Annotated in this window: 18 protein-coding genes and 1 pseudogene; 12 read left to right on the top strand and 7 right to left on the bottom strand. The window is 63.4% G+C overall.

What is annotated here, in order from left to right; genetic code table 11:
- Positions 1-321 precede the first annotated feature (321 nt).
- The 4 genes and pseudogenes from CK944_RS24075 to CK944_RS18665 all read left to right on the top strand — a co-directional run.
- Positions 322-855: pseudogene (locus CK944_RS24075) on the top strand (transposase); the annotation flags it as partial.
- Between the two features lie 132 nt (positions 856-987).
- Positions 988-2526, top strand: a complete 1539-nt coding sequence (locus CK944_RS18655; protein ID WP_103174597.1) for an acetolactate synthase large subunit — start codon at positions 988-990, stop codon at positions 2524-2526.
- Positions 2527-2928: 402 nt separating this feature from the next.
- The gene (locus CK944_RS18660; RefSeq protein WP_239986152.1) at positions 2929-3978 is read left to right on the top strand and encodes a P1 family peptidase; all 1050 of its coding nucleotides are present in this window, start codon (positions 2929-2931) and stop codon (positions 3976-3978) included.
- A 157-nt stretch (positions 3979-4135) separates the two neighbouring features.
- Positions 4136-5761: an amidohydrolase gene (locus CK944_RS18665; protein ID WP_205049104.1), complete on the top strand. Its 1626-nt coding sequence runs from the start codon at positions 4136-4138 to the stop codon at positions 5759-5761.
- Positions 5762-5801: 40 nt separating this feature from the next.
- On the opposite strand, the gene CK944_RS18670 is transcribed toward CK944_RS18665, so the two are convergent.
- A complete protein-coding gene (locus tag CK944_RS18670) occupies positions 5802-6599 on the bottom strand; it encodes a M55 family metallopeptidase (protein ID WP_103174583.1) in 798 nt (265 codons plus the stop codon).
- Between the two features lie 133 nt (positions 6600-6732).
- Between CK944_RS18670 and CK944_RS18675 the strand changes: the two genes are divergently transcribed.
- The 8 genes from CK944_RS18675 (at position 6733) to CK944_RS18710 (ending at position 17144) form a co-directional block, all read left to right on the top strand.
- Positions 6733-8358 carry an amidohydrolase gene (locus CK944_RS18675; RefSeq protein ID WP_103174584.1) on the top strand — a complete coding sequence of 542 codons (1626 nt, stop codon included), beginning with the start codon at positions 6733-6735 and terminating at the stop codon, positions 8356-8358.
- Positions 8359-8395: 37 nt separating this feature from the next.
- A complete protein-coding gene (locus tag CK944_RS18680) occupies positions 8396-10003 on the top strand; it encodes an ABC transporter substrate-binding protein (protein WP_103174585.1) in 1608 nt (535 codons plus the stop codon).
- 65 nt (positions 10004-10068) lie between these two features.
- Entirely contained in the window at positions 10069-11004 is a 936-nt protein-coding gene (locus tag CK944_RS18685) for an ABC transporter permease (protein WP_103174586.1), read from the top strand.
- 9 nt (positions 11005-11013) lie between these two features.
- Positions 11014-11838: an ABC transporter permease gene (locus tag CK944_RS18690; protein ID WP_103174587.1), complete on the top strand. Its 825-nt coding sequence runs from the start codon at positions 11014-11016 to the stop codon at positions 11836-11838.
- A complete protein-coding gene (locus CK944_RS18695; protein WP_103174588.1) occupies positions 11835-12737 on the top strand; it encodes an ABC transporter ATP-binding protein in 903 nt (300 codons plus the stop codon). Before CK944_RS18690 ends, CK944_RS18695 begins: the two co-directional genes overlap by 4 nt.
- Complete coding sequence (locus CK944_RS18700) at positions 12734-13714, top strand: ATP-binding cassette domain-containing protein (protein ID WP_103174589.1); 981 nt, start codon at positions 12734-12736, stop codon at positions 13712-13714. Before CK944_RS18695 ends, CK944_RS18700 begins: the two co-directional genes overlap by 4 nt.
- Before the next feature lie 759 nt (positions 13715-14473).
- The gene (locus tag CK944_RS23340) at positions 14474-14641 is read left to right on the top strand and encodes a hypothetical protein (RefSeq protein WP_158248066.1); all 168 of its coding nucleotides are present in this window, start codon (positions 14474-14476) and stop codon (positions 14639-14641) included.
- A gap of 214 nt (positions 14642-14855) precedes the next feature.
- A complete protein-coding gene (locus CK944_RS18710) occupies positions 14856-17144 on the top strand; it encodes an arginine/lysine/ornithine decarboxylase (protein ID WP_103174591.1) in 2289 nt (762 codons plus the stop codon).
- Between the two features lie 113 nt (positions 17145-17257).
- Here the strand turns inward: CK944_RS18710 and CK944_RS18715 are convergent, their stop codons facing one another.
- The 6 genes from CK944_RS18715 to CK944_RS18735 form a co-directional block, all read right to left on the bottom strand.
- Positions 17258-19246 carry a 3'-5' exonuclease gene (locus CK944_RS18715; RefSeq protein ID WP_103174592.1) on the bottom strand — a complete coding sequence of 663 codons (1989 nt, stop codon included), beginning with the start codon at positions 19244-19246 and terminating at the stop codon, positions 17258-17260.
- Entirely contained in the window at positions 19240-19611 is a 372-nt protein-coding gene (locus tag CK944_RS18720; protein ID WP_103174593.1) for a response regulator transcription factor, read from the bottom strand. Before CK944_RS18720 ends, CK944_RS18715 begins: the two co-directional genes overlap by 7 nt.
- Entirely contained in the window at positions 19611-19805 is a 195-nt protein-coding gene (locus tag CK944_RS22980; protein ID WP_146038710.1) for a hypothetical protein, read from the bottom strand. Before CK944_RS22980 ends, CK944_RS18720 begins: the two co-directional genes overlap by 1 nt.
- A 7-nt stretch (positions 19806-19812) precedes the next feature.
- Positions 19813-21624, bottom strand: coding sequence for a DUF294 nucleotidyltransferase-like domain-containing protein (locus CK944_RS18725; protein WP_103174594.1), 1812 nt, complete (start codon positions 21622-21624; stop codon positions 19813-19815).
- A gap of 61 nt (positions 21625-21685) precedes the next feature.
- Entirely contained in the window at positions 21686-23398 is a 1713-nt protein-coding gene (locus CK944_RS18730; protein ID WP_239986153.1) for a cation acetate symporter, read from the bottom strand.
- Between the two features lie 4 nt (positions 23399-23402).
- Positions 23403-23705 carry a DUF485 domain-containing protein gene (locus CK944_RS18735; protein WP_103174596.1) on the bottom strand — a complete coding sequence of 101 codons (303 nt, stop codon included), beginning with the start codon at positions 23703-23705 and terminating at the stop codon, positions 23403-23405.
- Positions 23706-23958 lie beyond the last annotated feature (253 nt).

The following is a 23958-nucleotide window of genomic DNA, read 5'->3' on the forward strand; positions in this document are numbered from 1 at the left end:
CATGGGCCTGCAGAGCGGGATCGGCAGGGTCCAGTTTATCTCTCATACGTTCCATCCCTTCGAAGGACCGCGGCATAAGCGATGCAGGTGAGACGGGAAACCATGTTTGTCCGTTCCTTCCGCACCGTCATTCGGAATGGGGCCGACAAGCCCCTGCCGTGAAATTGCCGAATGCCCACTAGGCTGAGACCGGCTCAAGGGCCGGAGCGGTCATTATGGACCGGCGGAGCGAGTCGACGAGAACAGATCCCACGGATCGAGAGACCTCGCACGCATTGCCTTGTTGCGCCTGCCTGTAGTTCTGCAGGAACGCAATGATGTGGGCATCGCATCCTGCGGGTCGCGGCGGATCTGTCCGATATAGCGGGGTTTATCGGTCCTGGCGGTCGCAAGAGCATGCAGCCCCTGGCGATGAGAGCAGGTGATGTTGGCTACGACCAGTTGCACCATTCGTCGCGGCCGGGGCGTGGGATGCTTAGCCTCTGGAGACCGCGCTGCTGGCCAAGGCCGATCAGTTGACGGGCGGCGAGGACGCCTTTCTGATCGTGGACGACACGGCGCTGCCCAAAAAGGGCCGGCAATCGGTCGACGTGGCTCCGCAGTATGCGACCGTTCTGGGCAAGAATGCCAACTGCCAGACCTTAGTCTTGCTCACGCTGGCCTTGCTTGAGGTGCACGTGATGGTCAGCCTCAGATTGTTCCTGCCCGAAAGCTGGACCAGTGACCTGTAGCGGCTCGTGCGGGCGCGCGTGCCAGAGGATCGCTGGGCACCGCGCGATCTGACCCGAGATTGCCCTCGAGGCGATTGACCGCATCCGTGCTGCGGGTGTGCGCTTTGGCTGCGTTCTGGCGGACAGAAAAAGGCGATCAGGTCGTCTAACATTTCGCGAAAGACCCATGCCAGTCTCTATGAAGACTGCCGGTATCGAAACTATAACCCTTAGGGAGATGCCTGTAGATGCCCACCCACACCGAAAAGGATGCGATATGAACGGAGCGGAAAGCGTGGTTCGCAGCCTGCACGCGGCGGGAGCCGAGGTGTGCTTTGCTAATCCCGGAACTTCCGAGATGCAGTTTGTCGATGCGCTTGATCGCACGCGGCTGATACGGTGCGTGCTGGGCCTGTTCGAAGGCGTGGTGACCGGTGCAGCCGACGGCTATGCGCGGATGGCCCGCAAGCCGGCCGTGACGCTGCTGCATCTGGCACCGGGCTTTGCCAATGGCGCAGCCAACCTGCACAACGCTCGCAAGGCGCGTACGCCGGTTCTGAACCTGGTGGGTGAGCATGCCGTACGGCATCTGGACTATGACGCGCCCTTGTCGGCCGATATCTCGGGCGCGGCGGCGCCCTTTTCGGACTGGGTCAGGACCGGGACATCGGCTGCGACCCTCGGGCAGGACGCAATGGCGGGATGGGCTGCGGCCTCGTCCCATCCGGGCGCTGTGGCGACGCTGATCCTGCCAGCCGACCTGGGCTGGGACGAAGGCGGCGTCATCGCCCCGCCGCCCGTTGCCGCCGAGCCCCGCGCGATCGAGGAAAGCGCCCTTAGCCAGGCTGCGCAGGCGCTTGGGCCTGGGGCACTGCTGCTGGTTGGGGGAACGGTGTTGGAGGATCCAGCCGCCCAAGTGCTTGCGGCGGGCATTGCGCAGGCCACAGGTGCCACGCTGATGGCGCCGGGATCGAACCGCCGGGTCGAGATGGGCGCGGGCCTGCCCGTCATTCCGCGCGTTCCCTTTCCCATCGACCTGGCGATCGAGACCTTGTCGCGCTTCGACCGCGCTGTCCTCGTGGAGGCCGTCGAGCCGGTGGCGTTCTTCGCCTATCCCGGCCGCCCCAGCCTGCTGCTGCCGCCTGGCTGCTGCATCACCACCTTGGCCAAGCGCGACCAGAACGGTCCCGCCGCCCTGGCGGCCTTGGCCGATCTGGTGGGCGCGCGACCCTGGCAGGGACCCGGTGTAATGCGCCCTCCGGCGCCACAGGCCGGTCCTTTGAACGATGCGGCACTGTCGCTGGCCATTGCCTCGGCCCTGCCCGAACGCGCGATCGTCATCGACGAAGGGATCACCCGCGCACGCGGCGTGGGCAGCCTTGCCGCAGGGGCGCCGCGGTTGTCTTGGCTGTCGATTACCGGCGGGTCGATCGGCATCGGCGTGCCCCTAGCGGCCGGGGCGGCAGTCGCCTGTCCCGACCGCCCGATCGTGGCCCTGCAGGCGGACGGGTCCGCCATGTACACGCTGCAGGGTCTCTGGACCCAAGCGCGCGAGGGGCTAAACGTCACCACCGTGATCCTGGCGAACCGCAGCTATGAAATCCTGAAGGGCGAACTGCTCCGCGTCGGCGCCAATCCCGGCCCTACGGCCCTGAACATGCTGGACCTGCGGCGGCCGGACCTGGACTTCTGCGCCTTGGCCCGCGGCATGGGCGTACCCGCCATGCGCGTCGAGGATGCCGCCGAACTGCACCGCGCCATCGCGGCATCGGTTCTTGAACCCGGACCGATGCTGATCGAGGCGATGCTTGATTAGGCACCGGGGCGGGCACTCTGATCCCTGCCCCTCCTTGGCGGCCTGACACCGCACCGGGCTTTCCATGCGACGCACCCTGAAAGCGATCACCGATGCGCAGCTTCTATCATCGCGACGAGGCCCTGCACGTCTCGCAGCAGTTCATGCGCGGGTGGGTTGCGCGGGGCGACCCACAGTCCTGCACGGACCCAAGCCCTACTGGCTGCCGATGATCGCGCAAGCCCTATCCCTGACATGCCTGTATGGCCAATGATAGCGGCATATTGATCAAAGACTTGAGGGAAATTGAGTGATAAGGGAGAACGATGTTGTATGCCGCTTCCCGGATGTCGTGCACCTTGGATGGCATCAACCAGGTCGGGCAACTGCGAACAGGATGGATACCTTGGACGGGACGCAAGGGTGAGACGCAACACCGACAACTTTCACCTCGCATGCGGCAACCTGCCGTCGGGCGCGATGAATGGCCTGACAGACGTTCCCGGCGTCTTGGTTGGCCACTGCACCCTGCGTGACGGCGATATCAATACGGGTGTGACCGCGATCCTGCCGCACGGGCGCAACCTTTTCCGCCGCAAGGTGGTGGCCGCCAGTCACGTGATCAATGGGTTTGGCAAGACCGTCGGGCTTGTGCAGATCGACGAACTTGGCGCGATCGAAACGCCGATCCTGCTGACCAACACGCTTTCGGTCGCAGCGTGCAGCGCAGCCCTGATCCGTGATGCCCTGGCGCGCAATCCCGACATTGGCCGCACCACGTCCACGGTCAATGCCGTGGTCGGCGAATGCAATGACGGTCCCCTCAACGACATCCAGGCCATGGCAGTCACCGAAGACCATGCACGGTCTGCCCTGGCGGCAGCGCATGGCGGGCCGGTGGAACAAGGCAGCATCGGGGCCGGCACGGGCATGACCTGTTTCGGGTTCAAGGGCGGGATCGGATCTGCCTCGAAACGGCTGGAGATCGCGGGCGAGGATTTTCATCTGGGCGCGCTTGTCCTGACGAACTTCGGCAACGCGGGCGATCTGATCTTGCCCGATGGCCGCCATCCGTCGCCCCCGGATCCAGAGGTCAAGACCACCGAGAAAGGTTCCGTCATCGTGGTTCTGGCCACCGATGTGCCGCTGGAACACCGGCAACTCAGTCGGGTGGCCCGGCGCGGCAGCGCGGGACTGGCACGACTGGGCTCGTTCTGGGGACATGGCAGCGGCGACATCACCATCGCCTTCTCGACCGCCAATCCGGTCGATCATGATGAGGACCGGGATATCGTCAGTCGGCGCGTCCTGAACGAGAGCCGGATCGACCTGCTTTTCCGGGCTGCGGCGGAAGCCACGCAGGAGGCTGTCCTAAATTCGATGCTGGCCGCGGACCGGTTCGTCGGCCGGGGCGGAACCCTGCGCACGTCCCTGGCCGATTGGCTGGACGGCGAGGCAGGACGCGCATCCTAAATCGCGGCACAGGCTGCATCACCGTCGAGCCGGGCAATGCCAGACAGGCCAGGGTTCATGTCCATAGCGTGCCTCTGTACGGCAAACTGATGCTTGTTGACAACTGGAAGCCTGGCAAGTCCACTCTGCTCAAAATGCAAGAACGGGGGGATGACTGGTGGATACAGCGGACTTGGTGCTGACCGGCGGCGTGGTCTGGTGCGGGCTGGGGCGGCCCAGGGCCGAGGCCGTGGCGATGCGGCAAGGTCGCATCATGGCCGTTGGCACCACGTCGGACATGTGCGGGCTGATTGGCCCGGACACGCGCGTCATCGACCTTCGGGGGCGCTTCGCGATGGCGGGTCTCAACGACGCGCACATGCATCTGCTGTCGGTCGGCATCGCCATGAACCAAGTCGATCTGCGCCCCGACGCCGCGCCCACGCTGGCCGCGCTGCTGCAAGCCCTGGCGGCGCGGGCAGCCGTGACGCCCAAGGGCCAATGGGTCCTTGGCCGAGGCTTCAACCATTTCCTGTTGGATGTGGAACGCTTTCCACATCGGGACGAACTGGACCGGGCCTGTCCCGACCATCCCTGCTATATCGTGCGCACCGACGGCCATTCCGCCGTGGCCAACAGCCGCGCCCTGGCCTTGGCCGGCGTCGATGAGACGACCCCGCAGCCCGAAGGCGGGTTGATCGAGATCCGCGACGGCCGGCTGACCGGCATGGTCGCCGAGACCGGCCGCGAGGCTTTCGAAGCCGTTTTGCCCCACCCATCGCTTGATGAGATGGTCGACGCGATCGAACAAGCGGGCAACCTGATGCTGAGCCACGGCATCACCTCGGTCATGGAGGCCGCGATTGGCCTGCACGCGGGCTGGGACGAGATGCTGGCCTATCGCCGCGCGCATGCCGAGGGCCGCCTGCCCGTCCGGGTCTATGGCTGCGTGATGGGGGACAAGACCCGTTCCATCCTACCTCAGGTCATGGCCGAAGGTCTGGCGACGGGCGACGGGGACGAGATGTTCCGCATGGGGCCCGTCAAGATCTTTACCGACGGCAGCGCGGGATCGAAGACCGCCGCGATGACGGTGGATTACATGGACGATCCGGGCAACAAGGGCCTGCTGTGCATTCCCGACCAGGAAGAATTGAATGCGATGGTACGCCAGGCCCATGAGGCGGGCTGGCAGATGGGCATCCACGCGATCGGCGATGCTGCCATCGAAGAGGTCCTGAACGCCATCGAGGCCGCGCAGGACGCTAACCCTGCCCCAGACCGCCGCCACCGGATCGAGCATTGCGGCTGGCTGCGCCCCGACCAGATGGACCGGATGGAGCGGCTGCATGTCCTGCCGGTCTCGCAGGCCTCGTTCCTCTATTGGTTTGGCGACAACTACGAAACCGTGCTGGAGACCGACCGCATCGCGGCCTCGCACCCGTTCCGCACCTGGATCGAACGGGGGCTGCATCCCTCGGCTTCCACCGACTGCCCGGTCACCGACATCGACCCCCGCGCCGTGATCTACAATCTGGTGACCCGCAAGACCCGCACGGGAAAGCTGTTCGGGCCGGAACATCGGTTGTCCATCGACGAGGCGCTGCACGCCTATACCTGGTCATCGGCCTATGCCTCGCACGAGGAGACGCTGAAGGGCCGGCTTGAACCGGGACAACTGGCCGATATCGCCGTCTTCGACCGCGACCTGACTGCTGTCGCCCCTGAGGCGCTGCTGGAGGCGGTCTGCGAGATGACCTTGCGCGGCGGAGAGGTCGTCTATCAGAGGACCGATCACCCTTGAGCAGACGCGACATCGCTTGCTGCCGACCAACTTCTGCCGGTCACCAAAGGAAGCGAAGCGTCCGCAGCACCTCGAACCAGTCGTCGCGGGCGAAACGCAGGCGGCGCGGTTCGGGGTATTCGACGCTGGGGAAGAAGCTGCCGCGATAGGCGTCGATGGGGGTGCTGAACTCCACCTCGATGTCCCAGCGGGCGGCCAGAGGCGGATGGCTCCGCAGCGGCAGGTCGGACAGCGCCGCCCTGACACCTTCGCGGATCAGGTCGCGGGCGCGGGTGGGCGTGACCGAGGAGGCGGCGGGCCCGAAGCCCTGGCTGACCGGCACCGTCACGATCCCCGGTGCCAAGTCCGTAGCCGCCGCGCAGATACCACAATCGCCCGACAGGAACGCCGAAGGCACGCCAAGCGAGGCCGCGGTCAGCGCGTTCACGGTGAACTCTGACGCAAGCGCGCCGTTAATCGTCAGGCGCATGATCCTGCCATTAAAGCTGTGCGCCAGCGGATTGCTATCGGTGCCGGCCGCGTCGTGATAGCCGGTATAGATCGCCGCCGCGCAGTCGTGGTCAATGCCGAACATCATCGAATGGGGATGGCCCGACCAGTCGCGGATGATCCGCGCCTCGGGCGGCAGGCGGTCCACCAGCAAGTTGCGCCCGGTGTGGTGGGCGTCCTTGATGACGATCTCGGACGCGCCCGCTTCAAGCGCGCCCTCGCAGGCGGCCACCACCTCAGCGGTCATCAGCGCCTGGAACTCGGGGTATTCGGGCTTGTCGCGTTCGGTCTCGGGCCAGCAGGCGATGCCTGCGGTGCCCTCCATGTCGGCGCTGATGAAGACTTTCATTCCGGGCGTCCCTGTCTGGCGAAAGCCGGAGGCTGTGACGGAGCCGATGAAAACACAAGCAAAAATTAAGGAGACTTTCCTTGCCATCCTGCCGCCAGCGGCTAACCTGCCCGTAACTTGTCTTGGAGGATCGATGGGCCCTGTTGCGGATTTGGTGCTGAAAGGCGGTAAAATCTGGTGTGGCGCGGGCCTTCCCGTCGCTCAGGCGCTTGCCGCCTGGCAGGGCAAGGTCCTGGCCGTGGGCAGCGATGCCGAGATGGCGCCGCTGATCGGGGACGGCACCCGGGTCGTCGATCTGGAAGGCCGGTTTGCAATGCCAGGGCTTTACGACAACCACCTGCACCTGATCTCGACCGGGCTGGTGCTGGGTCATGTCGATGCCTCGCCCCAGGCCGCGCCGACGCTGGACGCCCTTCTGTACGCGATCCGGGCCCGCGCGGCCGTCACGCCCAAGGGCGAATGGATCCGGGCACGCGGCTATGAACAGCAGAAACTGGACATCGGCCGCCACCCGCACCGGACCGAACTGGACGCCGCCGCGCCCGATCACCCGGTCATGCTGACGCGTACCTGCGGCCATGTCTCGGTCGCCAACAGCCGCGCATTGGAGATTGCCGGCGTGACCGCCACGACCCCCGCGCCCGAGGGCGGCGTGATCGAGGTCGAGAACGGCACCCTGACCGGGATGCTGGCCGAGAATGCCCAGAACCTGATCAGCAACCACATTCCGACGCCGGATGTGAACGGCCTGATCGACGCCATCGAGGCCGGCGGGCGTCAGCTGCTGTCTCATGGCATCACCAGCTGCATGGACGCCGCCGTCGGCATGATCGCCGGCATGGACGAGATCCGCGCCTATCACCTGGCAAAGCGCGACGGGCGCCTGCCGGTGCGCGTCTCTCTGACGCTTTTGGGGGATCCCGGCACCTCGATCGTCGAGCCCTGCCTGGAGGCGGGACTGGTCACCGGGGTGGGCGACGAGATGCTGCGGGTGGGCGCGGTCAAGATCTTCCTTGATGGATCGTTGGGGGGACGGACCGCCTGGACAAGCCGCGCCTATCGCGACCAGCCGGATAATTTCGGCGTCCAGATGCTGCCGACGCAGCAGGTGGAAAGCCTTGTCGCGGAATATCACGCCAAGGACTATCAGCTTGCCTGCCACGCCATCGGCGACATGGCCATCGACCAGCTGATCGGGGCTTACGAAAAGGCCTTGGATGCCCAGCCCGACCCCGGCAGGCGTCACCGGGTCGAGCATTGCTGCCTTTCCACGCCCGAACAGCACGCCCGCATGAAGGCCGCCGGGATCGAGCCTTCACCCCAGCAGGTCTTCGTCCATGATTTCGGCGACAGCTACCTGGCCGTCATGGACGAGGCGGTGACGCGCGGCATTTCCCCGCTGAAAAGCTGGCTGGACATGGGGTTCCATCCGGGAACGGGCAGCGACTCGCCCGTATGCCGCACCGACCCGCGCCCGAACCTGCACCAGATGCTGACCCGCCGGACGGGGAAGGGGACCGACATGATGGCCTCCGAGGTCGTGGACATCGAGACGGCGCTGACGGTTTACACCGAGAACGGCGCCTGGCTGGCGCGGGAGGAGGGCTTCAAGGGCCGGTTGCAGCCTGGCATGGTGGCCGACGTCGCGGTGTTCTCGCGCGATCTGCTAACCGCCACGCCCGAGCAGATCCTGAACGACACGGTCTGCGAGATGACGGTGCTGGGAGGCGCCGTGGTGTTCGAGCGCAACGCCGCCTGAAGGAACTGACAATAAAACAACCTGGGGAGGAGACAAGATGACGATCAAGGCCACCATTGGCGCCCTGCTGCTGGCGGGAACCGCGCTCTGCGCGCCCGCGACCTGGGCGCAGGAGGTGCAGCGCGGCGGGACGCTGAACTTCACCGCGCCTTATGGCAGCAGCGTGGGCACGCTGGACATCACCGCCTCGGCCGAGGTGCAGACCGAGATCGTGGCCCATGCTATGCACCGCAGCCTCTACAAGTGGAACCCCGAAACTGGCAAGCCCGAGCCCGACCTGTTCACCGAGGTGACCATCAGCGACGACGGGATGACCCACACCTACAAGCTGCGCGACGACGCGGTCTTCCACAACGACAAGCCCTTCACGGCCGACGACGTCATCTACAGCTACAACCGGATCGCCACCCCCGCGACCGCCTCTCCCAGTGCGAACTTTATTTCGCGCATCCAGGGCTTCGAGGAGGTCCAGGGGGGCAGCGCGACCGAGATGTCGGGCCTGAAGAAGATCGACGACCACACGCTGGAGATCACCTTCACCGCCAGCCAGGATCCCGGCTTCGACCTGATGCAGAACTATGTCCCGATCTATCCATCGAACGTGGACGGCAACACGCAGGCGACGCAGCCGGTCGGCCTGGGTCCATTCCGTTTTGTCGAGCATGTCCCCGGTTCGCGCGTCAGCTTCGAGCGTTTCGAGGGCTTCTTCGGAGAGGATGACCAGCCTTATCTGGACCGGCTCAACATCCTGATCATGGGCGAGGCGGCAGCCCGCGACGTGGCCTTCCGCAATCGGGAAATCGACGTCTCGGTCCTGGGCAGCCAGCAATACCAGGAATACCAGGCCGACGCCGACCTGTCCATGGGCCTGCTTGAGGTGGCCGAACTGTTCACCCGCGTGTTGGGCTTCGACACCACCAAGCCGCCCTTCGATGACAAGCGGGTTCGCCAGGCGGTCAACCACGGCATCGACAAGGATCTGATCATCGACCGGCTGGTCAAGGGTAAGGCCTTCCCGGCGGTGGGCTTCATGCCGACGACATCGCCGGCCTTCGACCCTGATGCGCAGGGCTATGCCTATGATCCCGAAAAAGCCAAGGCCCTGCTGGAGGAGGCTGGCCACCCCGATGGCATCGACCTGCCGGTGATCGCCAACCAGAACGAAAGCTGGGGCGCGCCCATCGTCGAGGCGATCATTCCGATGCTGGCCAAGGCGAATATTCGCGCCAGCGTCGAACCGGTCGAAAATGCGGTGCTGGAGGATCGTATCACGGGCGGCAATTTCACCGCCTTCATCTGGTCGCTGTCCAGCGGACCGGATCCCCTGAACATCCTGCGCTGCTTCTACAGCAAGACGGCCCAGTCGGCCTGCAACTATACCAACTTCAGCAACCCCGAGGTGGACAGGCTCTACGAGGCAGCCCAGCAGGAACGCGACGAGACCAAGCGCAACGACCTGATCCGCCAGGCTGATGGCATCATCCGCGAGGAAGCGCCCTACTGGTTCTTCAACTACAACAAGGCGGTGATGGCCTATCAGCCCTGGGTTCACGGTCTTCGTGGCAATCCGCAGGAACTGGCGATCCAGGATTACGAGAAGATCTGGATCGACGACACCGCACCGGCCGATCGCAAGCCGCAATAAGGCAGAGGTCCCGCGACGGTTCGTCGCCGCGGGGTTTCACTGCAACAAGAACGGGGGACGGAAGAATGGGCCGATACATCCTGCGTCGGCTGCTGCAGATGATCCCGACATTGTTGGCCGTGGCGGCGCTGATCTTCCTGATCTTCAGCGTCCTGCCCGGCAGCTTTGCCGGCACCATGACGGGCGGCGGCCGGCGGGCGCTGTCGCCTGAACTGGTCGCCCAGATCAACGCGCAGTTCGGTCTGGACAAGGCGCTGCCGGTGCGGTTCTGGGACTATCTGGTGCGGCTGGTGCAATTCGACCTGGGCACGTCCTTCCGCACCCGCGAACCCGTGATGGACCTGATCGCCGCACGGATCTGGCCGTCGCTTCAACTGGCGCTGTCGGCCATGGCCCTGGCCGTGACGGTTGGAATACCGCTGGGCTTTCTGGCGGCGATGCGCCCTGGCAGCCTGCTGGACAGCATCACGATGATCGGCGCAGTGTCCGGCCTGTCGATGCCGCAATTTTGGCTGGGACTGCTGCTGATGTATGTCTTCGCGCTGCAACTGGGCTGGCTGCCCAGCTTCGGCTATGGCGAGGGGCGGTTGCGAAACCTGATCCTGCCGGCGATCGCATTGGGCTTCGCCCCGCTGGCGCTTCTGGCGCGGACAACCCGCGCGGGCGTACTGGAGGTGATGGCCTCGGACCATATCCGCACCGCGATGGCCAAGGGCGCCAGTCCTTCGCAGATGGTCCGCTGGCATGTCCTGCGCAATGTCATGGTGCTGATCGTGACGACGATGGGGCTGCAGATCGGCTCGCTGTTGGGCCAGGCGCTTGTGATCGAGAAGCTGTTCTCCTGGCCGGGCCTTGGGTCGTTGATGGTTGACAGCGTGGCGATCCGCGACATCCCGGTGGTGCAGGGCACGATCCTGGTGATCGTGTTGTGGTTCCTGGTCATCAACGTGTTGGTGGACGTGATCTATGCCGCGATCGACCCCCGCATCAGCCTTCGCTGAGGAGGCATTATGCGATTGCCCTTCCGCTTCAACCTGACGCTAGGCCTTGCACTTGTGTCGCTGGTCATCCTGGGCGCCGTCTTCGCGCCCCTGCTGACGGCGCATGATCCGATCCTTGACGCCGACCTGATGAATTCGGAAATGCCGCCGTCCTGGGATCACTGGTTCGGCACCGATAGCCAGGGCCGGGACGTCTTTTCCCGCGTCCTTTACGGCGCACGCGTTTCACTGACCATCGGCATCGTAGCGCAGGCCATCAACTCGACCATCGGCATCGCACTTGGTCTCTCGGCGGGGTACTGGGGCGGTTGGTGGGACGATGTGGTGAACGGACTGACGAACCTGATGCTGGCGATCCCGTCGCTGGTCTTCGCCCTTGCGATCATGGCGGTGCTTGGCCCTGGCGTGGTCAGCCTGCTGATCGCGCTTGGTCTGACGAACTGGAGCTGGAGCTGCCGCATCACCCGCAGCGCCGTCATGTCACTGAAGACTCAAGGCTATGTCCAGGCGGCGCGCACCTTGGGGTATGGCGACATCCGCATCATGCTAACCCAGCTTTTGCCGAACATCGTCGGGCCGGTGCTGGTCATGGCGACGCTCGGCATCGGCGAGGCGGTTCTGGCCGAGGCTGCGCTGTCCTTCCTTGGTCTTGGCATCCGCCCGCCTGCGCCGTCTTGGGGCAATATGCTGACCGACGCGCGCGAGGCGATCCGCAGCGTTCCTTGGGCCACAATCTTCCCCGGGCTTGCCGTCTTCGTCACCGTCTTGGGCTTCAACCTGCTGGGTGACGGCGTGCGCGACTGGCTGGACCCCCGGATGCAGGTGCGCGCATGAGCGGCCCGCTGCTGGACATCCGCGGCCTAACCATCGGTATCCCGAACCGGAACGGCCCACCCCTGCAGATCGTCCGCGATCTCAGCTTCGACATCATGCCGGGCGAAATCTTCGGACTTGTGGGCGAATCGGGCAGCGGCAAGTCGGCCTCGGCGCTTGCGCTGATGGGTTTGAACCGCCGTCCCTTGACGACGCTGAAGGGACAGGCGCTTTACGGCGGGCAAGACCTGCTGGCGATGTCGCGCCAGTCCATGCGCAAGCTGCGCGGCGACCGCATCTCGATGATCTTCCAGGAACCGATGACAGCCCTGAACCCGCTGGCCCGCATCGGCAGCCAGATCGCCGAGATGTTCGTGCTGCACCGTGGTCTGTCCTGGTCCGACGCCCGGCCAAAGGCGGTCGAGGCGCTTGCCGCCGTGCAGGTGCCCGACCCCGAGGGGCGCGCGCGGGCCTATCCCCACCAGCTGTCGGGTGGTTTGCGACAGCGGGTGATGATCGCCATGGCGATGGCCTGCCGCCCGGACCTTCTGATAGCCGACGAGCCAACTACAGCGCTGGATGTCACCGTCCAGGCCGAGGTGCTGCGCCTGATCCGCGAGTTGTGCGAACGCGAGGGCACGGCCGTCCTGCTGATCAGCCACGATCTTGGCGTGATCGCCCAGATGTGCCAGCGTGTTGGCGTCATGGCGAACGGTCGCCTGCTGGAACTGCGCGATGCTAAGGCGCTATTCACGGATCCACGCCACCCCTATACGCAGGGCCTTCTGGCCGCCCTGCCCCGCCTGGGAAGCCGCGCGACCGAAGGACGCCACCGCCTAGCCGATCTGGACATGGCGATTGATCGCGATGCCCCCGGCTTCGCTGAGACCTATCTTCGGGCCAGGGGAGAAGCCGCATGAGCGCCGCCACCTTTCCTTTACCCGCAAGCGAACCGATCCTGTCGGTCAAGGATCTGCATGTGCGGTTTCCCGTCGCAGGCGGACTGCTGCGGCAACGCCGGATCGTCCATGCGGTCAACGGCGTGGACCTGGCGGTCCAGCCCGGGCAGTGCTTAAGCCTTGTCGGTGAAAGCGGCTGCGGGAAATCCACCACCGCTCTGGCGATCATGGGACTGCAGGCACCCAGTTCGGGGGCCATCACCGTCGAAGGGCGTCCGGTATACGGCCCTGGCGCGCCCGACAGGCTTGCCCGCGCGCGCCTCGCGCAGATCGTCTTTCAGGATCCCTTCTCAACCCTGAACCCCCGAGAAACCATCGGCCGTGCATTGTCCCAGCCGCTGATGCTTCACGGCGTCAAGGATCGTTGCGAACGTGTCGACCGCGTTGCGACAGCGCTGCGTCAGGTCGGACTGCTGCCGGAACACGCCACGCGCTATCCCCACGAGTTCTCGGGCGGTCAGCGCCAGCGCATCGGCATCGCACGGGCGCTGATCCTGGGGCCACGGCTGATTGTGCTGGATGAACCCGTCAGTGCCCTTGACGTGTCGATCCGCGCGCAGATCATCAACCTGTTGATGGACCTGCAGCAGGACCTCGGCCTCAGCTACCTGATGATCTCGCATGATCTGGGTGTGGTCGAGCATGTCTCGGACCGGGTGGCTGTGATGTTCGCAGGCCAGATCGTCGAGGAAGGCGGCTGGCGCGAAGTCTTCACCGCTCCGGCCCATCCCTATACCCGACGCCTCATCGAGACGATCCCCAACCCCGCACGCCTGACTGGCGGCGCCCAGGACATTCTGCCGCCCGCCCCCGAACCGCCGTCAGGCACCCGGTTCTGGCCGCCTATCGATCAGCGCCCCGAAATAGGCCGCCCGCCAGAGCCAAGCACTTTCGTGAACATTGGCGACGACCATCGCGTGCGGGTTCGCGTCGGTTGATGACTGACACTGCCAGGGCTGGTGTCGTCATTTGGTGAATGCGGGTTGTGGTACAGATTTACAGATGACCGACCAATCGCGTCGCGTTATATGCTGACCTCTACCATCCAGCGGGGTTTGTTGGCGAACCTTGTCGCAAACTATTTCGATCCCCCTGCCTGAGCTAGGTTGGTTGGTGTAGCGCATGATGGACGCCTGATGACGATCTCGTTCAGGAATGCATGTTTTCCCAAAGACATGATCCTGTCCGTCGGCAAGGACGACAAATCAACTTTGCCAGTTCGCAACAATTCTACTCTGCGCCTACACGTCCCTGCGGATCTAACGGGTATTATGGAGCACAAGCTTGTAGCCTTCTTACAGGCTCCCGTGGGGTGGGACTTGCTCGCGGGATCGGCGCTCGTGGCCAGCAGTGTCATGTTCACGGTGGCATGCAGGTGCCGTGTCTCTGCCCCAAGCTGTGATCGGGCTACCCTTCAAGCGGCAACAGCCGCTCTTTCTCAGCTTTCCCGCCCTTCTTCTTGAGCGACGCTGTCTAGTCGGCAGCGAAACAGCAGAAGAGGCCGTCCCCATCCGTGCCCTGCAGCGCAAGGATATCGCAGCGGCGGGAGGTATGGGGGAATTTCACGACATCGCCGCTATAAATTCGTCCCACCTCAATTGGTCATGGTTGCCTACCAAGGCCGAACCTTCGCTTCCGCCGGGAGGAACGATGCTTTGCTGCGACAGTTGCTTCTCGAAATGGGAAAGGAGCTGAAGATGTCCGATAAAGACAAAAGCATGGAAGAGGATCTGGAGAAGGATCAGACCACCCGTCCTTCGCTGACAAAGGGCGACCAACCCATCAAGCCATCTGGCACCGCACGCCAGCCTACGTTCGACCGCAACACCGGCCGTGGTTCCGCCAGCGACGATCCAACCGAGTAGCGCCGCAGCATCACCTTCTGCTGCCGCGAGATGTTCATCAAAGCTGGGCACAGGTGACGCGGAGCGGGAAGATGCGCCTTTGAGGCACTCGATATGGATAGTGCGCTGCCAACGAAGGTTATCGCTGAGGTGTTCAGCTATGCGCCTGGGCTTGACGGTCAGAGCGGTACTGGAAAGAACAGGGCAGCAGAGATGATGCCAAAAAGGAAGCCCTATTAAATTCCGTTTCCCCGTTGTCATCATCGATGAAGACTTTCGGTCCGAAAACACGTCGGGGCTAGGCATTCGCGGCTTGGCCGAGGCCATTGAGGCTGAGGGTTTCGAGGTGTTGGGTGCGACCAGCTATGGCGACCTGTCAAAATTTGCCCAGCAGCAAAGCCGTGCAAGCGCCTTCGTATTGTCAATCGACGACGAGGAATTCAGCCCCGGCCCCGACCTTGACCCAGCCGTGCTGAACCTGCGGTCGTTTATTGAGGAAGTGCGGTGGAAGAACGCTGACGTGCCGATCTTCCTGCATGGCGAAACAAAAACCAGCCGGCATCTGCCCAATGACATCCTGCGCGAGTTGCACGGCTTCATCCACATGTTCGAAGATACGCCGGAATTCGTGGCCAAGCACATCATTCGCGAAGCCAAGAGCTATTTGGAAGGCATTCAGCCGCCCTTCTTCAAGGCGCTTTTGGATTATGCCGAGGACGGTTCCTATTCGTGGCACTGTCCGGGCCATTCAGGCGGTGTGGCCTTCCTGAAATCTCCCATCGGACAAATGTATCACCAGTTCTACGGTGAGAACATGCTGCGGGCCGACGTCTGCAACGCGGTTGAGGAACTGGGCCAGCTTCTGGACCACAACGGCGCCATTGGCGCATCCGAACGCAATGCCGCGCGGATCTTCAATGCGGACCACTGCTTCTTCGTGACCAACGGCACCTCGACTTCGAACAAGATGGTCTGGCATCATACGGTCGCACCCGGCGATGTTGTCGTGGTGGACCGCAACTGCCACAAGTCCATCTTGCACGCGATCATCATGACCGGGGCGATCCCTGTCTTTCTGCGGCCTACCCGCAACCATTGGGGCATCATCGGCCCCATCGCCCATTCCGAATTCGAACCCGACTCCATCCGCGCCAAGATCCGTGCGAACCCCTTGCTTGAGGGTGTCGATGCCGATGCCGTCAGGCCTCGCATGATGACGCTCACGCAATCGACCTACGATGGCGTCCTCTACAATACCGAGGAGATCAAGCGGATGCTTGATGGCTATGTCGAGAACCTGCATTTCGATGAAGCCTGGATCCCGCATGCGGCATTCCATCCTTTCTACGGCACCTATCACGCCATGGGTCGCAAGCGCGACCGCACCAGGCACGCCGTGACCTATGCCACCCAATCGATCCACAAACTCCTGGCAGGGATAAGCCAGGCCAGCCACGTCCTGGTTCAGGATTCTGAAGAAACGAAACTGGATCGGCACCTCTTCAATGAATCCTACCTGATGCACACGTCGACTAGTCCGCAGTATTCGATCATCGCGAGCTGCGACGTGGCCGCCGCAATGATGGAACCGCCGGGCGGCACCGCGCTTGTCGAGGAGTCGATCCTGGAAGCCCTGGATTTCCGCCGGGCCATGCGCAAGGTCGATACCGAATTTGGCGAGGACGACTGGTGGTTCGAGGTCTGGGGACCGGAAGCGCTCGAGGAAGAAGGCATTGGCCGTACCAAAGATTGGGTGCTGCGTCGCACCGACAGCGAAGGCGTGCAACGCGACGGTGAAGACAGCTGGCACGGATTTGGCGACATGGCGCCGGGCTTCAACATGCTGGACCCGATCAAGGCGACCATCATTACCCCCGGCCTGGACATCGAAGGGCGCTTCGATACCACCGGCATTCCGGCCTCGATCGTATCGAAATACCTAGCCGAGCATGGCGTCGTGGTCGAGAAGACAGGTCTCTACAGCTTCTTTATCCTGTTCACCATCGGCATCACGAAGGGGCGTTGGAACACGCTGGTCGCGGCCCTTCAGCAGTTCAAGGATGATTACGACCGCAACCAGCCCTTGTGGCGCGTGATGCCGGAATTCTGCGCCAAGCATCCGAGCTACGACGGTATGGGTCTGCGCGATCTCAGCCAGCACGTTCACGCGCTCTATGCGAGATACGATGTGGCGCGTTTGTCGACGGAAATCTATCTGTCGGACCATCATCCGGCAATGACGCCGTCCGAGGCGTTCTCGCACATTGCGCGGCGCAAGACGCAGCGAGTGGCAATCGACGACCTGCAAGGACGGATCACGACCAGCCTCGTGACCCCTTATCCGCCCGGGATCCCGCTCTTGATCCCCGGCGAGACGTTCAATGCCAAGATCGTGGACTACTTGCGCTTCAACCGTGAATTCGCGCGCGAATGCCCCGGCTTCGAAACCGACATCCATGGCCTGGTTATGGAAACCAATTCGGAAGGCACGGTCTGTTATTATGCTGATTGTGTTGCCTCATGATAGCAAAAGCTATGCACCCTGACCCTTTCTGCCCTTCAAAACGACGCCAGGTCGGGGGCGCGCCGATAGTCGGTCTGCAGTTGGCCAATGGGCGTCATGCCGAGTAAGCCCGATCAGCCCTTCCCAGAGCCGGACCTAGCAGGGTCGTCGTCCTTGGGCATTTCTGCGGTCACTGCTGGGTCATTGATATCCTCGATGAGGCGGCGATGGCGGCGGGCTTCCGCGAGAACATCCTCGAGCCGTTCCAAACCTTTGGCCTTCAGAGCCGCAATTAGCCGCAGGTAGGCTTCTGCCGTCGCGCGGGCATCCCCTATGGCGGTGTGGCGTTCCTCGAGCGGAATGACAATGCCCAGTCGCGTTGCAAGCATGTCAAGAGAATGCGGGGCCGACTGACCCCAGACTAGGGCCGACAGCAGGATCGTGTCCACCACCCTGTTGTCAAAATGCACCCTGGTCTCAAGCGATGCGCGCCGCAGCATCCCCATATCGAAGGGCGCATTATGGGCGACCAAGACAGCGTCCTCGACAAAGTGGTGAAAGGCAGCAAGCGCGGTCGTCATGTCTGGGGCATCAGCGACCATTTCATCCGTGATGCCATGGATCTTGGTCGAGCCAGAAGGGATCGATCGGCCGGGATTGACAAGTGTCTCGAACCGCTCACCCGTGAGCCGGCCACGGGCAAGGCGCAGCCCGGCGATCTGCACAATCCGGTCGGATGCGATGTCCAGCCCGGTCGTTTCGGTGTCAAAGACCACACATGTCAGATCGGACAACCGCGTCGAGACCTTGCTACCCTCCGACAGGGAGAAATCATAGGTCAGTCCCGCCACCTCTTCGCCTTCGGCGGCAAGAGGCAGCGGCAGCATCAGCCTAGCCTCTCCATTTCGTGCCTCGGACCAGATGCCGGTGACATGCGCCGCCAGGATTTGATGGCCTGTCAGTTCGGGCTGCATCGGATCGGGTGGCTCGGACAGCCAAGCTTCCAGCCTGTCCATGGGTATCGGTGAACCGGGCCAGACAAGCGACAACCAGGCCTCGCCATTCTCTGCCTCGGCAGTCATGCAAGGCGTGATACCCGCTGCCCGCAAATTGCGGTCCAGATGGCGCAGCAACCCATTCATCCCCGGTGTATCGGCAAGCACAGCGAAGCGGGGCTGGTCAGGCAACAGTTCCAGTCCTGCTGCGAGCTCACTTAGGCTTGTCCGACCCTGCGGGGCATCGCCGGTCATCTTGTTGCTCAGTTCACGCACCGAATTGGCCAGTCCCTGTCCTTCGGATCGGATCGACAGGGCGAGCGCGGGCGGGATCGGGCCGCCGAGCACATCTAGCATTGGAACCAGCGTCGCGGCGTGGCGGCGCAACTGCTCCAATGCCTCGTAGGGCGCGGGGCGCTGTGCGGGGCGGTCGCGAAGCATCAACAACGTGCCTTCATCGATTGCCCGCATCCGGCCCCACAGCCGCTGCCCGCCCGATGTCAGGCAGGTCAGATCGGTCGAGGCCGCCCCCGCTGCCAGCCGCGCCGATGCAGATTCCAGTGCACCACCGGCGATATAGCGCTCAAAGGGACGATCCAACCCGATGCCAGGGAATAGCCGCGAGGCCGAGGCGTTGTAGAAGACAATCCGTCCGGCCTTGTTGGTCATCACCGCGCCGGCCCCAATGTCGGCAAGGATGGACTCCAGCGTCTCTTTCTCGCGCTGCACGACAGCGTTATGTTCCGCCATGGCTTTGGACAGCGCATCAGTTGACCGCGCCCGCGCCTCGGCCGCATCTTTTGCAGCAGGGCCGAGATCGGCCAGATAGCGGGATTCGGGGACCTCATGTATCTGGCCGGTGCGCAGGCCACCCGCCAGAATTTCAATCGGGCGTACCACATTGCGGTCGAACAAAAACCAGACACCAGCGATGATCGCCACGGCCCCCATCCCCACGATCAAGGCCACCGATGCCAAGCCGTCCAAAATCGCCTGAGTATCAACTTCTCTGGTCGACAAGCTTTGCCCAGAAACCCACAGGCCCACGGTCAGCAAGCCCAGCACACCGCCCGCAAGCCCGGCGAAAATGAGGAAGACGCGCAGCCGCAGGGACAGTTTGGTCAGCATGGCCCTGCCAGGAGGCGCGCCAGTTCCTCGCGCAATTCCGAGAGTTCGAACGGCTTGGCGATGAAGCCGTCCGCGCCAAGCGCAAGCCCCTTGCGCCGTTCAGCCGCCGAACCGCGCGCGGTCATCATCAGCACCCGCACATCCTTGAGCGCCGGATCGGCACGCACGTCCTGTACGATCTGATAGCCCGAGACATCGGGCAGCATTACGTCCAGAAGAACCACATCGGGACGGCTGGCACGGATCTCGCTGACCGCGCCCGAGCCGGTGGCAATGCGCCTGTGGCTGTGGCCGTCGCGGGATAGCAGAAAATCCAGCGCGATTGCGATATTGTCTTCGTCCTCGACCACAAGAATGTCTGCCATCAGCCTTCTCTTTCACAGAGGATGAACCAAGCCGGGTTTGAAGCGCCGGACAGCGCGCTACCGAGCGGAGAGCAGATGTCGACCGGGGCCAGACTGAATCGAGGTCGCCAAGGCTGATTGTGTTGGCCGATCGACAGGAACTGCGCGTCATCAAACATCCGTCGGACCGCACGACCATCAATGGCGGGGATCATGATGACCTCATCCCAATATGCCTTTTTCGCGGCCAAGCTCCGATTGCATCCCTCGCACCACTACGAAGGCATCGCGCAGATGGCTGCGCTCAAACTTCGGCAAGGCAGCGGGAGCCAAGTGATTGTCGGGCCTTCCGCCGGCGCGGATCTGCGAAGCCTGGTTTTCCAGCCGCGCGTTCTGGATCACGTCGTATGCCGCAATCAGATCTCCTGCACCCGGTCCCGAGATGATTCCCGCTGCCTGTGCCTCGATCAGACGGGCACGGGTATTGACGGGGGTCAGACGCCCCTGCAGTGCATGGACGCGCGCGAGGTCGATCACCGGCACAACGCCATTATGCTTCATGTCGATCTTGTTGCGATGCTCTCCCGAGCGATGAGTGGCGATACCGCCCATCAGGCTCAGCGGGGGGCGGTGCTTCAGCGCGTTGCCGATCATGTTGTAAAGAAAGATCGGCTTGTCTGCCGCCATTGCCAGCGTGTTGTGCTGCAATCCTGCCAGAAGCGCGGCATCCCCACCGATCGCCCGCAGGTCGAACATGACCGAGGCGAGCATCTGCGCCTCGGGATTTGGATGGTCTATCCAGTCGCGGAAATAGCCGCGCCAGACCGGACGCGGCTGCCGCCATCGCGGATTGGTGGCCATCATGTCGCCCGGGCAGAAGGCATAGCCGCATTGGTTCAGCCCGTCGCTGACGAAGCGCGCCAGCCTGGCGAACCACGGATCGTCCGGATCGCAGTCGTCGCCAAGGATCAGGCAGTTGTCCTGGTCCGACAGGCCGGTCTGCTCCTGCCGCCCCTGGCTGCCGCAAGCCGCCCATAGCCACGGGCCGGGCGCAGGGCCCAGTCTGTCCCCTGCCATGTCCAGCAGGCGCCGGGTCACGGCGTCAGCGATGTCGGAAATCGTTCGCGTGATGGTCGTGTGACGATAGTTGCCATTGACCATCTGCACCAGCAATTCGGGAATCCGGTTGGCCGTCCGGGCAATGTCGTCAATATCGGAAGCCCGCGCGATGTCGCGGATCAGGGCCAAGGCCGACAGCGCCTGCACGCGCGTCAGATCGGTCTGGCTGACCATGCCGACAAAGCGGCCGTTTTCGACCACAGGCAGATGACCGACACGGCGTTCCAGCATGACGTTCAGCACGTCGTAGCCCAGATCCGAAGCCGACAAGGTGATCGGATCGGGTGTCATCACCTGCGCGATCGGGGTGTCGATATCGCGCCTTTCGGCGAGGACGCGGTTCGACATGTCGCGGATCGTGACAAGGCCGACAACCCTTTCCCCATCCAGCACGGCGATGCTGCCGACACCGGCGTCGCGCATGGCGCGTGCGGCCTCGGCCACCGGCGTCTCAGGGGCACAGCTCAGGGGCGCGCGCCCTGCCATCAGATCCCCGACCTTCAAGACAGCCAGATCGTTCCAGCCAAGGCCTCCTTGGGCTGACCGGTTAAAGAAACGCGCGACCGAAGGATAGCTGCCGATCAGTCGCCTCAGTTCGGCCTGCGGCAGCATCAGGATCCTGGCATCTTTGGTTGCCGTCGCGGTGGTGACTGCCCTGCCGTCGCGCAGCAGCCCGCGTTCGCCAAAGGAATTGCCGCGGCCCAGTTTCGACACGCTGTCGCCGGTGGCGTCGGAAATGCAGACAGCTCCGCTTTCGATCAGAAATAGCCCGTGAAGCGCGTCCCCGTGGCGATAGATCACGCTACCTGCAGGCCAGATCCTGCAGCCGAAGGAACGGGCGACACGCGCCAGTTCGTCCTGCGGCAGGCTGTCATAAGGGTGGATCGTTGCGAGGAAGTCTTCGATCCGTGACATCAGGCAAAACCATCCAGGATGGGGAAGGCCGCGCCCCCGGTGCGGGGACGCGGCGGTCTCGTCAATGGGCCGAGGCTTCCGCCGCGCCGATTCCGGTTTCCGAACGCACCTGCTGCGCCAGGAAGCCGGCCCGGTCGATGCGGGCACGCCGGCTGTTTTCCACCTTGGAAACGACCCAGATCGTGAGGAAGGCCGCCGTCATCGAGAACAGCGCCGGCGAGGTATAGGGGAAGGGTGCGGAACCCACCGGATTGCCCAGGGTCGTCTCCCAGACCGACGGGGAAACCACCGTCAGACCCACCGAAAGCGCCAGCCCGACGAAGCCGCCGATCACCGCGCCCCAAGTCGTGCAATCCTTCCACAGCACCGACATGAACAGCACCGGGAAGTTGGCCGATGCGGCCACGGCGAACGCCAGCGACACCATGAATGCTATGTTCTGGTTCTGGAAGGCGATGCCCAGGATGACGGCCAGGGCACCCAGGCACAGCGTCGTAATGCGCGATACGCGCAGTTCCGAGGCGCTGTCGGCCTGGCCCCTCTTGAACACCGTGGAATACAGGTCATGGCTGACCGCCGAGGCGCCCGACAGCGTCAGGCCCGCGACGACCGCCAGGATGGTCGCGAAGGCCACGGCCGAGATGAAGCCCAGGAAGATGTTGCCCCCCACGGCCTGCGCCAGATGCACGGCGGCCATGTTGTTTCCGCCCACCAGCTTGCCCTCGGCATCCAGGAAATCGGGATTGGTCAGCACGAAGGTGATCGCCCCGAAGCCGATGACGAAGGTCAACAGGTAGAAGTATCCGATCCACCCGGTCGCCCACATCACCGACTTGCGCGCTTCCTTGGCACTGGGGACGGTGAAGAAGCGCATCAGGATATGTGGCAGACCCGCGGTGCCGAACATCAGCGCCATGCCGAAGCTGATGGCCGAGATAGGATCCTTGATGAAAGTGCCAGGTCCCATGATGGACTGGCCTGCAGCCGCGGCGGCTTCGGGTGTGGTGTCGGGCACGGCGGCGGCCAAGTCGGTCTTGACGCGCACCGCATCGGCAAACATCGCTTCGGGCGAGAAGCCGTACCTCCATAACACCATGAAGGACATGAAGGACGCGCCGCCCAGCAGCAGGCAAGCCTTGATGATCTGCACCCACGTCGTCGCGGTCATGCCGCCGAACAGCACATAGACCATCATCAGCACGCCCACGATGACGACGGCGATCCAGTAGTCGAGACCGAACAAAAGCTGGATCAGCGACCCCGCGCCTACCATCTGCGCGATCAGGTAGAAGGCCACTACGACAAGCGTACCCGAGGCAGCGAAGACGCGCACGGGTGTCTGGGCAAAGCGGAAGGCTGCCACGTCGGCAAAGGTAAACTTGCCAAGGTTGCGCAGTCGCTCGGCCATCAGAAAGGTCAAGATCGGCCAGCCAACAAGAAAGCCGATCGAGTAGATAAGCCCGTCATAGCCCGATGTCATCACCGCCGCCGAAATCCCGAGAAACGAGGCCGCCGACATATAGTCTCCGGCAATGGCCAGGCCGTTCTGGAAGCCCGTGATGCCGCCGCCCGCGGTATAGAAGTCAGATGCCGACTTGGTCTTGGACGCCGCCCACTTGGTGATATAAAGCGTGCCCGCCACGAAGACCGCGAACATCAGGATCGCTGTCCAGTTCGTTGGCTGCTTCTGCGCCCCCTGGATAACGTCGGCGGCTATGGCTACGCCCGGCGACATCAGCAGCGCCAAGGCCCCAAAGGCTGAAAGTTTCCGCATCATCTCAGCGCCCTCTTTTAATTTGTTCGGTCAGCGTGTCGAATTCGCTGTTCGCGCGCCGGACATAGACAGCCGTGATGATGATGGTGAAAATGATCACCCCGAAACCTATCGGGATCCCCCAGGTCATCACGCCATCGCCGATCCTGGCTGACAGCAGTTCCTTGTTGAAGGCGATCAGCAGGATATAGCCGTAATAGACCACCAGCATGGCGATGGTCAGGATCCAGCCGAAACGCGATCTTCTTGCCTTCAAGGTCTGATAGCTCGGACTTTCGGCAATCCGATCAGCAACTGTCTGTTCCATGGGTCTGGCACCTCCATTGCCATTTCAGGTGGTCCGTCCGTGTGCGCAAAAAATGCCAGCGAACGGCGTCCGCGCGTAGGAAACGGTTCTCAGCGGACCTTTAATAGGACAAGCCGAGACCGGTCTGCGGACGAGAGGTCCGCAGAGAAAATCCTGGGAAAGGAGGGGCGCTTGTCCCCTTATCTCACCCCCTGTTCATCCTGTTCTGAATGAGGTCGTCCACCACCTCGGGTTCGGCCAGGGTCGAGATGTC

Origin of the sequence: Paracoccus sp. SY, from assembly GCF_002901215.1 — a bacterium.
Taxonomy (GTDB): domain Bacteria; phylum Pseudomonadota; class Alphaproteobacteria; order Rhodobacterales; family Rhodobacteraceae; genus Paracoccus; species Paracoccus acridae.